Source organism: Nostoc sp., from assembly GCF_036917355.1.
Lineage (GTDB): Bacteria > Cyanobacteriota > Cyanobacteriia > Cyanobacteriales > Nostocaceae > Nostoc.
On record NZ_JBALDP010000051.1, the window covers coordinates 153,880 to 169,631 of the forward strand.

10 protein-coding genes, 1 tRNA gene and 1 pseudogene are annotated in these 15,752 nt (G+C 41.7%); 6 read left to right on the forward strand and 6 right to left on the reverse strand.

Features of this window, described 5'->3' with window-relative positions; translation table 11 throughout:
- Window positions 1–323: 323 nt before the first annotated feature.
- On the forward strand, window positions 324–842 hold the full coding sequence (locus tag V7K53_RS15390) for an adenine phosphoribosyltransferase (protein WP_335198388.1): 519 nt from the start codon (window positions 324–326) through the stop codon (window positions 840–842).
- A 137-nt stretch (window positions 843–979) separates the two neighbouring features.
- On the forward strand, window positions 980–2,026 hold the full coding sequence (locus V7K53_RS15395) for an ABC transporter permease (protein WP_335198380.1): 1,047 nt from the start codon (window positions 980–982) through the stop codon (window positions 2,024–2,026).
- Between the two features lie 260 nt (window positions 2,027–2,286).
- Here V7K53_RS15395 and V7K53_RS15400 read toward each other — a convergent pair.
- From V7K53_RS15400 to V7K53_RS15410, 3 genes are all read right to left on the reverse strand, one after another.
- Window positions 2,287–2,357 (reverse strand) — tRNA-Gly (locus tag V7K53_RS15400).
- A gap of 50 nt (window positions 2,358–2,407) precedes the next feature.
- A complete protein-coding gene (locus V7K53_RS15405; RefSeq protein ID WP_335198381.1) occupies window positions 2,408–3,595 on the reverse strand; it encodes a hypothetical protein in 1,188 nt (395 codons plus the stop codon).
- A 68-nt stretch (window positions 3,596–3,663) separates the two neighbouring features.
- Window positions 3,664–7,194 carry a response regulator gene (locus V7K53_RS15410; RefSeq protein WP_335198382.1) on the reverse strand — a complete coding sequence of 1,177 codons (3,531 nt, stop codon included), beginning with the start codon at window positions 7,192–7,194 and terminating at the stop codon, window positions 3,664–3,666.
- 1,031 nt (window positions 7,195–8,225) lie between these two features.
- Between V7K53_RS15410 and V7K53_RS15415 the strand changes: the two genes are divergently transcribed.
- From V7K53_RS15415 to V7K53_RS15425, 3 genes and pseudogenes are all read left to right on the forward strand, one after another.
- On the forward strand, window positions 8,226–8,864 hold the full coding sequence (locus V7K53_RS15415) for a GNAT family N-acetyltransferase (protein ID WP_334900201.1): 639 nt from the start codon (window positions 8,226–8,228) through the stop codon (window positions 8,862–8,864).
- 310 nt (window positions 8,865–9,174) lie between these two features.
- Window positions 9,175–10,224, forward strand: a pseudogene (locus V7K53_RS15420) (IS701 family transposase).
- Window positions 10,225–10,934: 710 nt separating this feature from the next.
- Window positions 10,935–11,489 (forward strand): hypothetical protein, encoded by a 555-nt coding sequence (locus V7K53_RS15425; RefSeq protein ID WP_194043947.1) that lies wholly within the window; start codon window positions 10,935–10,937, stop codon window positions 11,487–11,489.
- Window positions 11,490–11,497: 8 nt separating this feature from the next.
- Here the strand turns inward: V7K53_RS15425 and V7K53_RS15430 are convergent, their stop codons facing one another.
- The 3 genes from V7K53_RS15430 to gor all read right to left on the reverse strand — a co-directional run bounded on the left by V7K53_RS15430 (window position 11,498) and on the right by gor (window position 14,900).
- Window positions 11,498–12,646: a histidinol-phosphate transaminase gene (locus tag V7K53_RS15430; RefSeq protein ID WP_335198389.1), complete on the reverse strand. Its 1,149-nt coding sequence runs from the start codon at window positions 12,644–12,646 to the stop codon at window positions 11,498–11,500.
- A gap of 129 nt (window positions 12,647–12,775) precedes the next feature.
- Window positions 12,776–13,411, reverse strand: coding sequence for a YqiA/YcfP family alpha/beta fold hydrolase (locus V7K53_RS15435; RefSeq protein WP_335198383.1), 636 nt, complete (start codon window positions 13,409–13,411; stop codon window positions 12,776–12,778).
- Between the two features lie 112 nt (window positions 13,412–13,523).
- A complete protein-coding gene (gor, locus tag V7K53_RS15440; protein ID WP_335198384.1) occupies window positions 13,524–14,900 on the reverse strand; it encodes a glutathione-disulfide reductase in 1,377 nt (458 codons plus the stop codon).
- A 265-nt stretch (window positions 14,901–15,165) separates the two neighbouring features.
- On the opposite strand from gor, the gene V7K53_RS15445 reads away from it, so the two are divergent.
- Window positions 15,166–15,752, forward strand: a 587-nt coding sequence (locus V7K53_RS15445; protein WP_335198385.1) for a hypothetical protein, incomplete at its 3' end; no start/stop codon positions are given.

A 15,752-nucleotide genomic window follows, 5' to 3' on the forward strand; every position in this document is an offset into this window, starting at 1 on the left:
CTTTATCCTCACTTGACCCCCAGCGTATGACATTATAGTGTACGATTTTTCAGGTATCTGAAATTGGGCACTTGTACTGAGTTTCGACACAACGACTGCGCTCAGTGCATCGCTGCGCGGTAATCGAGCGAAGTCGAGATTCAACTACCGCGAACGCGAGTGCGTCTCAAAGAGTAGTCGTTGGCGTGGTCACTGAGCGTAGTCGAAGTGCAGCCTCTCGTAGAGAAGTATTGAGCATTAGGCATTGGGCATTGCTTATTAATTTTTTTTACCTCATTCCCCATGCCCCATTCCCCATTCCCTACTCCTTTATTCCCCATTTTATGGATTTAAAGTCTCTCGTTCGTGACATTCCAGATTTTCCGAAACCCGGAATTTTATTTCGGGATATTACTACGTTACTGCGCGATCCAGAGGGACTGCGCTATACTATTGACTTTTTAACACAAAAATGCAATGAAGCTGAAATAACAGCTGATTATGTCATTGGTATGGAGTCGAGAGGATTCATTTTTGGTTCACCTCTGGCTTATAAATTAGGAGCTGGTTTTATTCCCATCCGCAAAAAAGGAAAGTTACCAGCAGCCGTTCACTCAATTGAATATGAACTAGAGTATGGTACAGATTGCCTAGAAGTGCATCAAGACGCTTTACATCAAGGTAGCCGAGTTTTGATTGTGGACGATTTGATTGCCACAGGTGGAACAGCGAGTGCCACAGCTAAATTGGTGCAGAAAATTGGCTGCGAACTAGTAGGATTTGGGTTTATTATCGAGCTACGGGATTTACAAGGGCGTACACATTTACCGGACGTGCCGATTATCTCTTTAATTGAATATTAGTCATTAGTCACTTGTACTGAGCGTAGTCGTTGGCGCAGCCTCTCGTAGAGAAGTATTGGTCAATAGAAAAACAATTGGCAAATGACGAAGGACAAAGGACGAAGGACAAAATATAAATGACAAAGGACAAAATATAAATGACAGCTACGAAAATTCCCTTGGAAACAGGTCGGGATTGGCTAATCGGGCTAGTCACGAGCGAAACTTTTGTTTATGTGGCAAAGCGACTATTGCAGGCACTGCTAACTTTGTTGTTGGCGTCAGCGTTGTCGTTTTTCATCATTCAACTCGCTCCGGGTGATTATGTAGATACGCTGCGGCAAAATCCGAAGATATCCCCAGAAAGAATTGAGGAAATCAAACGGCAGTTTGGTCTAGATAAGTCTTGGCCAGAGCAATTTGGACTGTGGCTATGGCGAATCTTGACCAAAGGGGATTTTGGCACGAGTTTTATTTATCAACGTTCAGTGGCATCGCTGTTGTGGGAACGAGTACCAGCGACTTTGCTATTAGCGATCGCATCTCTAATTGTCACATGGGCGATCGCTATCCCTCTAGGGATCTTTGCCGCCGTTAAACAAAATAAGCCAGCAGACCGGATTTTACAGGTGATTAGTTACGCAGGACAAGGCTTTCCTAGTTTCATCACTGCCTTAGCGCTGCTGGTTTTAGCCCAAATCACCTCGCCATTTTTCCCAGTGGGTAGCATGACTAGCATCAATCACTCAGAACTGTCGTGGTTTGGCAGAATCTTAGATATCGGCTGGCACATGATTTTACCCACCATCGCACTCTCAATTACTAGTTTTGCTGGTTTGCAACGCATCACTCGCGGCGAATTATTAGATGTGCTGCGTCAAGATTACATCCAAACCGCTCGTGCCAAAGGTTTGCCAGAAAACCGCGTCATCTACGTTCATGCACTCCGCAACGCTATAAATCCCTTAATTACTTTATTAGGTTTTGAATTAGCTGGTTTATTAAATGGTGCCTTCATCGCCGAATTTTTCTTCAACTGGCCAGGTTTAGGGAGATTGGCTTTACAAGCTTTACAAGCTCAAGATTTATATTTATTAATGGCAAGCTTGATAATGGGTGCAGTACTGCTGATTGTTGGCAATTTAATCGCCGACTTGATGCTCAAAGCAGCCGATCCACGCATTCGTCTAGAAAATCTCAATTAGTAGCAATTCTAAATTCAAAAAATCAAAACTTATTAGGCGTTTTTCAGAGTCCTGTCAACTATCAAACAATAAAGGGTAGCCAGAGTGCGGATGTTGTTGAAGAAAGTGTTGCTTATTCCTGATCATATCTTAAATTTGGCTACTCTCAGTTTCAAGCTATTTCTGCACGCTGCAAAAAATTGTGAATTGCTGTTTAAATAATTATTTTACTAAGATTTAGGCTTAGGTTTTTGCACTCGTATATTTAAGAGTTTTTTCTAAGCGGGCGGCGGGAATCGAACCCGCATTAATAGCTTGGAAGGCTATAGTTTTACCACTAAACTACGCCCGCAAATTTCCAACCCTATAAGCCTAACACAGCTTCTGTAAAAATTCAAGCATTTAGTTGGAATTTGCGGGTTGCATTTTGATCCTCACATACAAATTGCTCAATTCTGGTTTTTTACCATCGTTATTGTGGGCAGCAAGAAAGTTTTCTGTTTTGAAAACTTCGCTCAGGACTTGCTCGTATGTACTTTTTTCACTTTGCAGTTTTGCTGGTTCTATTTCTAGAACTACAGCCTGTTGAAAGTTGCCATTCTGATCAATTATCAAGCTAGCCAAGAGTTGTGCTGGCTCAAGTTCCGAATTCTGGACAAGAAAACTTGGGTCTAATTGTTTTGTGTTGCTTCCCCTGTATAAAGCGATAACATCGGGTAAAGCATCTTGTCGGAATCCTTTTGATTGTATCAAGCTAATCACTTCATCTCTAGATAAGGGAGCTACTATTGCTACCGATGCTCCTCGAGTCGAAGTTGCTGGAGTTTCTCTAGTCGAAGTCGGTGAGGTTTCTCTAGTCGAAGTCGCTGGAGTTTCTCTATTTTCAGGTTCGGAAACTGGTCGAGTTTCTCTATTGGAAGTCGCTGGAGTTCCTCTATCTTCAGGTTCTGAAATTGGTCGATTTGATGGAATACCTGTTGGTAGTTGCGTTCCCTTTCCCAGTTTTATTTCTTGACGACGGTTCCAAGGTAAATTACCGACTGGAACTGTAGGTGTCGGTGTGACTTTAGCTATAGGTTTCGGCGTGGCTTTAGGTGTCGATGTCGGTGTCGGTTTCGGTGTCGCTTTAGCTATAGGTTTCGGTATTGGCGTGGGGACTATCTGCTGTCTATAAGGTTCGCTATTAGGTTGAGAGGCGTAAATTGGGCTCTTTTTCTGGAGATTCTTAGGGGAATTTATTGCACCAAAATCTTGATTTATAGGCGTAGTTCGTGCTGTTTGTGATGAACGTGCTGGTACAGACTTTTGAATAGAGGATGGTGGCTTTGACGAAATTATTTTGGCTGTTGATTTTGATTTGATTATTGATTTTGTTTTAGGAGCAATGTCTATCAATTCAACGGGAACAGCAGATTGATTTTGCTGGGGAAACCACAGACTAAATGCATTAGATGAGCGCATCAGCCAGAACACCAGCAAGTGCAGAGAGACTGAACTGACAACGACAAAAATCCACAAACCTGGTGGATCGGTGTGTCGTCTCCAGACCTTGGCTGGAATTGGAGTTTTGTCTGCAACCGATGGTGTCATATTATATAAACTGGATATGATTATGCACTTTTACTCATTGGTAATGCTTTAAAATACCAGTCTAAATTTTAGCGATTAACCATTACCTCTGGTGAAACAGCGAAAGTCAAAACTGTTTCATCTACTCCTTTAAGTTCTAGCGGACTCCCTTTAGTAATTTCTCCTTCCTGCAAATAATCTGCTACGGCAGCAGAAACCAGGATTGTACCGGGAACAGCAGCAGCTTGCAACCTTGCGGCAATATTCACACTTGGGCCAATAGCAGTATAATCGGCGCGTTCAGCGCTACCAAACATCCCCACAACAGCAGTACCTTGGTGAATACCGCACCGGAACTGTACGCTAGTAAGTTTGTCGCTATCGAATACACCTTGCTCTCGCCAGCGCTGGTTTAAGTCAGCCAGTGAGCGGTGCATTGCTCTTGCTGTATTAATGGCACGACGCACTTGTTCATTAGGGGTTAGTTCTTCCGGCGCTCCATATAAAGCTAAAATAGCATCTCCCATAAATTTATCTACAGTGCCGCCATTGCTAAAGACAACTTTGGTCATGGCTTCTAAATATTCATTTAGCAACTCTGCAACTCGTCGGGATCTGAGAGTATTTGCTAGCTGTGTAAAACCCACAATGTCGCTAAACAAAACTGTAATTAAGCGTGGTTCTGGGCGTAAATCTAACGTTAAATCTCCGGTTGCGGCTTTTTGCACCAATACAGCAGGCAAAAAGCGCTTTAGCACCGATTCTGTTAGATAAGTGTTTAACTCCACAATTCGCCGTTCATTTTCTTTCAATGCTAAAAGATTCCGAACTTCTGCCAAAAGTTCCCGATCGTTGAATGGTTTTGCTAAATAAGCGTCCGCACCATGTTCTGTACCTTCGATGCGGGTTTCTTCATCTACTTTCGCTGTCAACAGAATGATTGGTGTTCCTTTCAATGTCTCCTCATTGCGGATCATCTGAATCATCTCTAGTCCGCTCACTAACGGCATCATTAAGTCAGTCACAATCAAGCTGGGTAGAATTTCCTTAGCTCTACTGTGCCCTTCATGACCATTACGAGCTGTCTGTACATGATAGCCATTACGGCGGAAAATTTCAGATACATAGGTTCGCAAATCGGGGTTGTCATCTACAACTAAAATTGAGTGCTGAGTCTTATGTGCTGAGTCTTGAGTATCAACACTGGGGGAGAGGTTTATTGTAATATCTTCAATATTGTCTGTTGTTGACTCTACTAGTTCTAAATCAGCTAATTCTACGCTAGCGCGGCTTGTATTCAGTTCGGTAGGCGTTTCTAGTACTTGCTGTGCAGGTAAATGAGCATTTCCAGTCACCAGCCATAAACTAAAAGTAGTACCTTCACCATAAACTGATTCCACAGTAACTTGACCACCATGTAATTCTACTAATTCTTTAACTAAAGCTAAACCCAAACCACTGCCTTCATAGGAGCGGTTTGCTGAACCTTCAGCTTGGCGAAAGCGCTCAAATAGGTGGGGAATTTGTTCTTTAACAATACCAATTCCAGTATCTTGCACTTGTAATATGCAGCGATCGCGCTCAGATTTTAGTCTGACACCGATCGTGCCACCTTCGGGAGTAAACTTCATGGCATTTGACAAGAGGTTATAAACCACCTTGTCAAATTTTTCCATGTCCAAGTACACCGTCGAACATTCATCTAGCTGGGTGACGAGATGCAGTCTCTTTTTCTCGCAGTAGGGACGAAAAGATTCTACTATTTGGCTGACAAATTCGACTAAATCACAAGGATGGAAGCTAGGCTGCATTCTCCCGGCATTCAGGCGTTGTAAATCCAGGAGTTGATTTACCAGTCGCAGCAGGCGACGGGAGTTACGTAGGGCGATCGCACTTTGAGAGTAAGATAATCCTTCACCAGCCGCTACTGCCGACTCTAAAGGCCCTTGAATCAAGGTAATCGGTGTGCGAAACTCATGGGAAATATTTTGAAAAAATTCAGTTTTTTGTTTGTCTAATTCCAGTAAGCGTTCAGCTTGTTGGCGAGTTTTTTGATATAAGTGTGACTGCTGCACAGCGATCGCGGCTTGCGCTGCCACTGCTTTCGCCAAATCAATATCAGATGGCAACCATTGGCGAACTTTTTTACCTTCATGCAACGTAATACTACCGATGCATTTACCATCAGCTAATAATGGTACAAACATTAGCGATCGCGCTGGCATTTTTAAAGGCAAATCAAAACCCCGCACATCTGAGGGAGAATGGCTCACATTACCAATTACCACAGGTTCATGTGTCTGTAGCATTTGTTGGAGGATGGGATTCTCCTGTATAGATGCCTGAGAATAGGGTAATCTCTGGTTTGGTAGGTGATGATTGCTACTTGAATTATTGTCTGGGGCTGGCGCTCTTAAATTTTCTAGATGTTGAAAACTGTCATACAAACCCACACACTCAACAAACTCATCTTCCTCTGTCCACAAAGACAACACGCAGCCATCAACTTGTAAAGCTTGTCCCAATTGTTGGGTAATTGCCGCAAAGATGTCTTGAGGATCTAAGCTAGAGCGAATTGCACTAGTAATCGTGTTAATCAAGCTCTCCCGCTTGGCAAGAGCACGTACTTGTTCGTAAGCATAAGCTTGAGACAAAGCTAAGGCTGCCTGATCCGCTACCATCAACACTAACTGCACCTCATCCTCACCCCAGAAGCGAGGAACAGAACACTGATGGAGTGCTAGCACTGCCATCAGTTCTTGTTGGCAGATCAATGGCACAACTAAACTAGAACAAATGTTAGCAGCAGCAAAAGCTTGCCCCCGCTCACGCAGTTCGGGAGTGTTACCGTGAATGCGCTCATCATCAATCACATCGTGAATCACTTGAACTTCGCGGGTTTCCCACACTGTCTGAGCCAAAAGAGGCAGAGGAGTTGCAGAGGATATAGCGGGCACAGAGGAAAGACTTACTCCTACTTCTGCTCCGATCTCCTGCACCTCTGTTTCTTCAGAAAGAGGCTTCTGATAGATAAACCCTTTATCCGCCAACTGCTCATCTTGGAAGGGACGTAGCAGACAAACATCCACTTCCAACATGTGACCCACTGTGTCTACAATTGCTTGCAAAATTTGTCTGTAGTCTAAAGCACTGCGAATCGTATTGGTAACGGTATTCAGCAGCGATTCTTGACGGAGTGTGCGGGTAAGTTCGCGGGTTCTAGCTTTGAGGACATTGTGGGTGTCCAAAGCTTGGCGTACCACTGCTTTTAGTTCCTCCGCTTCCCACGGTTTAGTGACATATTTAAATACCTTACCAGCGTTAATTGCTTCCACCAAGTCTTCGACATCGGTGTAGCCAGTTAAAATAATCCGGATAATATCTGGATATTGGGTTGCTGTTAGGCTCAAAAATTCTGTACCGCTCATCATCGGCATCCGCTGATCGGAGATGATCACCGCGATCTCTCCCTCTTGAGCCAGCAGATCGAGGGCCGCAGGGCCAGAGGTTGCCCTTAGCACCTTATAATCACGATAGAAAGTGCGGTAAAGCAAGTCAAGGTTGTCTGGTTCATCATCGACAACCAAAATTTTAGGCTTACTGTTTGCTTGGGATTTCATGCACCGCTTTCCTGCTGCAACGGCAGTCGGATAAAGAATAATCTGATCAGGTAAGGATTTTTCTGAGTCAGGTAAGAGCAGAGCATTTCGACCAATAGGGCTGCTTGGCTACATGACTGCTGAGTGTAGGAGCGTTTACTCACAGTAATTCGTCTCAATTGCTTGTGCCGATTACCGTTTGCGTTGGTGCAGTGTAATTGCTTTCATTGTCAGTTTTAGTGTTACAGAGTCGACGCTTGCTTGCCAAATCCTTTTTCACCTCCTGTGAGCAATGTCTGATAATACATACAGCGCTCATAGCCAGCTGAAAAATCCAGATAAAGCTGCATATTAAGTTTTCCCTCCACAGCTGTTGTAATAACACTTGCAGGTAAATTTTATTTATGGTAGTCATGGTAGAGTCAGCGAAATTAAAACAATAAGATTTAAAGCCAAAGTATACTATTAGACAAATACCTCTTTCTAATTTAGCAATCAGAACTATCATTAAGACAAGTGGTAGTGCTTAAGGAGTTAGAGATTAGGGATTAGGGAGCCTTACAGATTCTTGTCCCAGTAACTGTACAGCCTATTTGGATGACTTAGTAGCAAAGTAGTATTAGTGTAACGGTAACTGCAAAAAACAAGTTAAGTAGTGTAACCAAGGGTGGTCTTAAACCAGAGTTTGCCAATAGTGTACTTACTTAACAATTTTGGAGATGCTGCTTACAGACAAGTTATGCTATTCTTCTGCCCACTGGCTCAAAGCTCTATCACTTTACAAATGTTTTTGTGGCAATCAGTTTGAGATTCTGCCTACCTAAAACAAGGGATGCAATGAATATACTGAATTTAAGGTTATAGATTTATGAAGTTGTAACTCCTAATACTCTTTTAAAAATGCAGGTTATAAAACTCCAAACTAAAGTGTCAAAATTTGTTTAATCTACAAGCAAAAGCGAATTAGCAATACTGGTTCAGTTAAATCTCCTGGGCAACTCTATAAGTTCTGATTTAGTTTAAATCTTGTTTTAGGATATTTGAGAAAATTTTTGTTGAATAAAATCAATACTAAACTAGCCTTGAAATATCGGTTTTTTCACCCATACCACCAACAGCCAATCGATCCAGCTTCCTGCCAATTCCAAATTCGTACAGCTACACCTGCTGATTTGATTGGTGTTGCTCAAATTATTACTGAAAGCTTTCACTCCCACAAGGGTATATGGGGATGGGCTTTCCCGTTGCTACGTCTGGGTATTTACGAAGACTTAAGGCATCGAATGGCATCACCTGCGCCCCGTCATCTTTGCTTAGTTGCCCTTGAAGCTACTACTGGTGAGGCTAATAACTTAGTAGGAAGTGTGGAAATGGGTGTACGCTACAGTAGTGATTCATGGAGCCAGGTTGGTGTAGGTTTTCCTTACTTATCTAATTTAGCGGTTCACCCAAAATACCGTAGACATGGTGTGGCTTCAGGATTACTTACTAGCTGTGAAAAAGTCTCTCGCGAGTGGGGATTTCAAGACTTATATCTCCATGTTTTAGAAAATAACCATCAAGCACGACAGCTTTATTTCAAGCTGGGATATCGAGTGCATAAAGTCGAATCTAATTGGAATACATTTCTTCTAAGACGCTCAAGCCAGATGTTATTGCACAAGCACCTGAGTGCTGACTCTATTATCTGAGTTTTGTTTTGGTAATTGTCAAGTTTTGTATTTTGCTCCAATTAATTCGATAAAATCTGTAACTTATGACGGTAATCAAACACAAACTAGGCTAAACCACGTCTACCTTGAGAACCATAGTTATTTAGACTCAGAGAAAGCTCAAAACTCAAGCCAGGACTAGATAATATACTCTTATTAAGAACTCTAGATTTTCAAATGAACGGGGTTTAATTATAAATTTAGCCAATATTATAGGACTTACGCATTGACAGAATAACAAAATAGTGAATTCATAAATAAGGGTCGTCTACTTTACAGGTATCGGACAATTAGAGAAATTACTAAACCATCGACAGGACAATGCAATCTAGACCTCTACAGCTTATTTTTGCTGTCAGAGCCAAAGTTTGGAGGGTGCAGTAGTTTGGCAGAAATATTGGGAGACGTTTCACATGATAGTGTGAATCGCTTTTTATTGAAAAAGAGATATGAATCGAAAGATTTATTCAAGATAATAGAGAAAATCATTAATTTGGTAAGAGGAATACTAAGTGTAGACGATACAGTGATAGAAAAGATTTACAGCGACCCAAAAAATGCCGAATTAATCAGTTATTTTTGGTCAGGGAAAGCCCATAAAACTATTGTTGGCTTAAATTTAATTACTTTATATTACAGCGATATTAATGGTAATTCAGTCCCAATCAATTACAGAATATATGACAAAAAGGAGGAGAAAACAAAAAACGATTATTTTAGAGAAATGGTGAGTGAAATAATAAGCTGGGGAGTCAAGCCAAGAATTAGAACAGGAGATAGTTGGTATTCAGGAGTAGAAAATTTAAAATTTCTAAAAAACCAGAAACTGGGTAATAATTCGGGATTGAAAAAAACAGAACTGTCTCAATGAGCCGCATAAGTATTGCCAGGTAACTACTTTGGTGATTCCAGAGTCAGGATTAAGAACTCATCTGAAAGAATTTGGATTTATAAAGTTGTTTAGGAAAGACTTCAAGAAAGAAGACTTTAGATCGGAGGCGGAGCGTCTCCGGCTCCGCACTATATTTTGTATATTCCAGATGAGGAAAAAATCAAGGAGATAACCAGAAATGAATTTATCACAATTCATGATACCCATTGGGGGATTGAAACCTTTTCTCGAGCTATAAAACAAGTATGTGGAATTTGTCGGTTCATGGTTAGAGATACCTATGCAATCAAGACTCACGTATTTTGTTCACTTCAAGCTTTTATTAGATTGGAGTTTATGCGGTCTGAAAAAATAATTAGCAATTGGTACGAAGTACAACGGAATATGTTCACGTTAGTTGTACGTGAGCATATTTTTGCAAACCTTAGCAGTGATGGCATTATCTAGACCTCATAGATGATTCTTTTTGTCAATGCGTAAGTCCTATATTAGCTAAATATCCATATAAATCCGCTTTGATTTCCAAGACTTATTTGATTTAGCAGGCAAGAGCTAATGATAAAGAAGGATCTTTGAGTTATACTGAGTTTTTTCACGCAATCAAATAGGAGTCTTAATAAATCAAAACTCAAACATGTTTGTTAATTTACGAAGTGAGTAAAAAGCTTTTGATATTTTTTTTCAAAAGAATATTTGATTTAAACTTTTTACCAAAGATCCCCTCGTCCCTATAAACAAATTATCCTTTTTGGTAAATATTTTTAATATTAAAAAATGTTAAATTTAGCTTTTGGGATTTATTTATGGTTAAAAAATTTTTTAAAGCATTCGATATAGATGAGAATGGACTATAATGGGAATATACGCAAAATCGCGTTGAAAGAAATCATTACTTCCTCATAATAACTTTGTAATTCATATATTCATCTTTATAAAAACTTTAAGAAAACACTAGTATAGTTTACAGACAAATCTAGTTATATCTCATAAAATATAATCACTCAATTACTCAAACAACGCCTATATATTGCTATTTTTACTTGGATTGACCAGAAAGGTTCTGAATAATAAAAGAATTCAAAAACTTGATTTGATATAACAGCTAGTTCCGTTTTGAAGTGCATACTACAACAACATTCATTAAAAGTTTAAAAAACATGGATAGCGAACAGCATCGACGCTATCAGACCTCTATGGTATCAACTTATTACCCTGAAACTACTTTCCTTGACTCTGTTGTCATGTCAGACGGAACTGAGCAATCGCAAGGCTCGGATATCCTTACACGTTTGCACAGTGGAGAAGTTTTCATCGTCAATAGTCGGAGGCGAAATGGATTAATACTCTTTAAACGCTACCATGCAGAGTTTGCTGGGCCTGGGGCTGCTGTGGGTGGGGATTACGATTGTGATTGCCAAAGGGCACTGCCCATAGGTAATCTTTCTTTATTAACTCCTGAATCTAATGAAGAACGCCAGAAGGCTTACTTGATTAGGCGACAGTGGATTCGATTGATCAAACAAATTACAGAAAATCCACTGCCTGGACAGCGAGTACAAAAGATTCTCGATCAATTTGAACAATACTTTCCACCAGAAATAGTGGCTCTTTTGCCGGATGTTGCTTTTGCTCTTTTAGTAGGTGTGCTGCCGCAAACAGTGGGAGTAGTACGCCGTTTGGGCAGTGAGGTAAATAGTAGGTTTAATTACTGAGTAAATTGCTAAGATGACAAATTTGCCAGAGCAGCTTTTACTCGATTAACGGTGCGGGCGTTTTCTTCTATCGTTCCGACAGTAATTCGTAATCCTCCGCTAATGTGCCGTACAAGAGTGCCGAGTGTTCTAAGTTTCTGGTGGAAAGTTTTTAAAGCAGTTTCTTGTGAATTAAAGCCATTTAGTTTAAGACGCAGGTATATAAAGTTAGCAGCACTTGGAGTAATTTGTAGTTCCGGTTGCTGGGATAAAATTTCGATGAGTTTAGCTCGTTCACTCAAGGTCTGGGGAATTGATTCCAGCAAGAGTGTACGATTTTGTAAACCAACTAAGGCCGCTGCTATGGAAAAACTGGGGAGATTGTAGGGTAAGCGAACTTTTTCTAAAATGGCGATCGCTTCGGGATGAGCGACGCAATAACCTATACGGAGAGATGCCAATCGGAAAGCTTTAGAAAAAGTGCGTAAGATTACCCAATTAGGATACTGTGCTAATTCACCTACTAGGGTAGTTTGACTGAATTCAAAGTAAGCTTCATCAATTACTACTAAAATATGCTGTGGCAAGCTTCTTAACCAAGTTAACTCTGCCTCAGTTAAGCTGTTAGCAGTCGGCGAATTAGGATGGACTACGAAAACTACGCGAATAGGGGGATTTTGAGTTTGTTCGATCGCAGATTGTGCGGTGCTTATGTCAATTTCAAAATTTGTTTCATTTCTCCCCACCGCCACCACAGGGATGCCCAAAGTTTGCGCCAAAATCCCGTACATTGAGAAAGTGGGATTAGCAACGAGAATTGACCCTTCTCCTCTTAGACAGGTGGCGATTAATAAAGAGCGGATTAGTTCATCTGAACCATTACCAACAGAAATATTGGCAGCAGTAAATAACGATGATGAGAGGATGGCTGACTGATTAACGTACTCAGCAATCGCATCCTTAAGTATTTCATGTCCGCCATCAGGATAACGATTTGTTTCAATGACTTGCTGATACGTCCACGCCAGCTTCTCTTTTAACTCAAATGGTAAATCGTAGGGGCTTTCATTTGTATCTAGCCGATCGAACTGTGTGGCGACAGAATTGGCTGTATCGCTGCTAGGATGAGGTTTATAGGCGGTGAATTGGGCTAAATCTGACCGGATGAAGGGAAGCATAGTTTTAGTCATTAGTCATTGGTCATTAGTCACTTGTACTGAGCGTAGTCGAAGTATTGGTCATTAGTAACTAACAAAGGACAAATGACTAAGGACATTATTTATGTGTGAGTCTAATATTTTACAACTTTAAGGTAATTGGCAAAAGAGGCGAATTGCCTGCCAAATTTCTTCCATAACATTACCCAAGGCGTGGTCACTGTCTAGTTCGACTAACTCCACCCAAGGATGCGCTCGCGCAAAGTCACGACTAGCTTCGACAGGAATGACTTCATCCTTTTTGCCGTGCAAAATTAGCGTCGAGATAGGACGTTGCAAAAGTTTTTCTTGGTATTGGGCAGCATCTATGACGAAATCGTAACTTAAAGGAATTAATCGCTCTTCCCCGTAGTGGTAGACCATGATAGATTTTTCTTGCTGCCAACGCTGTACTTCTTCATCTCCTAGCTTGGGCACCCAATGGGATAAAAACCCAAAAGCTGGTGCTAGCAAAACTAAGCGTTGCACTTGCAAATTTTGTTGTCCCAAGTGGGCAGCGGTCAAACCACCCAAACTTGAGCCAATTAGTGTTACTGGTGTAAAATCATTGCTGAATTCTGCGGCAACTTGAATGAGCTGACGAGTGATTGTTAATTGGGAAAAATCACCAGCATTGAGATCGGGAATTTTCAGCTTAGTCTGAATTTGGGTAAAGCGATCGCCTATATCCTGTGCTTTAGCAGATTTAGGGCTAGAAGCAAATCCGTGAAGATATATGTAGTCCAAAGTTGTAAATAGTTAGGAGTTAAAAATTATTGAGTGTTGATAAATTTTTATTTATCATTTTTTGTGCATCACTTATAATTCATAACTCAGAACTCCTTACTCCTAAGTTTTATTAGCGCATTGTGACAAATTCCTCTGCGGATGAGGGATGGATACCCACAGTGGCATCAAAGTCTTTTTTAGTTGCGCCCATTTTGACTGCGATCGCTACACCTTGGATAATCTCAGCGGCACTTTCACCTACCATGTGAGCGCCTAGAACTTTGTCGGTGTTGCCATCAACCACCAACTTCATCATTGTCTTCTCTTGCTTACCAGTCAAACTGTGGTACATGGGGCGGAACCGAGTGCGAAATATTTTGACGGCATCACCAAGTTTTTCCCGTGCTTCGGCTTCTGTCCAGCCGACTGTTGCGGCTTCTGGGGTAGAAAATATTGCTGTGGGTACAGTTTCGTGACTGAATTCGCGGCGGTTATCCCCAAATTCACTATCAGCAAAGGCACGACCTTCGCCAATGGCCACGGGAGTCAAATTGATTCGGTCGGTGACATCACCAACAGCAAAAATATTCGGTTGACTAGTTTGACTATATTCATTGACTGCGATCGCATTTGTGGTTGGGTATCCAGGCCCTTCGATAGAACTAGCCACAACATCAATCCCAGCGTTTTCTAAACCTAATCCATCTACATTGGGAGTCCGACCAGTTGCTACTAAGAATACATCGGCAATTAGTGGTTCTTGGTCATCCTCTGATAAAGTCAGTTTCAACCCTTCTGGGACACGTTCAATTGCTTTCACCACATTATTCTTAATCAAACGAATTCCGTGGTTCGTCATACCCTCTTCGATTTCTATGCGGACATCTTCATCAAAACCATTTAAAATCTTTTCACCTCTGGTAATTTGTGTCACCTCAGAACCCAAACCGCGCATAATACAAGCAAATTCCGTGCCTATATAACCAGCGCCAATAATAACGATGTGTTTCGGTTGTTCTTTTAGATGAAAAATTTCGTTGGAGGTAATGCCATGTTCCATCCCTGGTAAATCTGGCTTGACAGGACGCCCACCAACAGCAATTAAAATTTTGTCTGCTGTAACCTTACGTCCATCAACTTCTACAGTGTGGGGGTCTACCAATGTGGCGCGACCAGAAAATAGTTCTACTCCGGATTTTTCCAAGAAGCTTATGTGTAGTTGCGACAGTCGCCGAACTTCCTTATCTATAGATGTAATGAAATATTCCCAGTCAAACTCAGCCTTACCCACTTTCCAGCCATAGCCTGAAGCGTCAATGAACAGTTCAGGAAAGTGAGAGCCATAGACCATGAGTTTTTTGGGAACGCAACCGCGAATCACACAAGTGCCACCAACTAAATCATATTCAGCGATCGCCACTTTTGCGCCGTAGCTAGCCGCTCGTTTGGAAGCCGCCAAACCTCCAGAACCCGCACCAATTACAAACAGGTCGTAATCAAAAGTCATAAGTTTATGTTCTCTTTAGCAACAAGTGAGTTCCTGGGAACTTACACACAGAACGTGATTGAAGTATATAAGAAGGATATCCGGTGAAACGCTGTGTAAGTCCTGTCCTTGATTTAATCTAGCGTTAGCAGATGCTATCTGGTCGTAGGGAATATCACTTTTTGCTTTGGCGGCCAGTAACAGTTGTATAGTTCTGCCCTTAATCGAGCATAATTCTGTGCTATTGCATTGGAGCAGCTAAGTTCCACAGGAATTACGCAAAATTATGACAAAACGTACTGCCTTCGGTGTTTGCATAGCATTGTTTACCCCCATTAGCAATTTTTATGTACTTGGAGAGTCAGTTGGGGTTACAGGTGTTGGTGTTACGGGTGTTACGGGTGTTGGAGTGACGGGTGTTGGGATTACAGGTGTTGGATCTGTTGGAGTGACGGGTGTTGGTGTTACAGGTGTTGGTGTTACAGGTGTTGGTGTTACAGGTGTTGGAGTGACGGGTGTTGGTGTTACAGGTGTTGGTGTTACAGGTGTTGGTGTTACGGGTGTTGGATCTGTTGGTGTTACAGGTGTTGGAGTGACGGGTGTTGGTGTTACAGGTGTTGGTGTTACAGGTGTTGGTGTTACGGGTGTTGGTGTTACGGGTGTTGGATCTGTTGGTGTTACAGGTGTTGGATCTGTTGAGGTTACAGGTGTTGGAGTTACAGGTGTTGGATCTGTTGAGGTTACAGGTGTTGGTGTTACGGGTGTTGGATCTGTTGGAGTTACAGGTGTTGGATCTGTTGAGGTTACAGGTGTTGGAGTTACAGGTGTTGGATCTGTTGAGGTTACAGGTGTTGGTGTTACGGGTGTTGGATC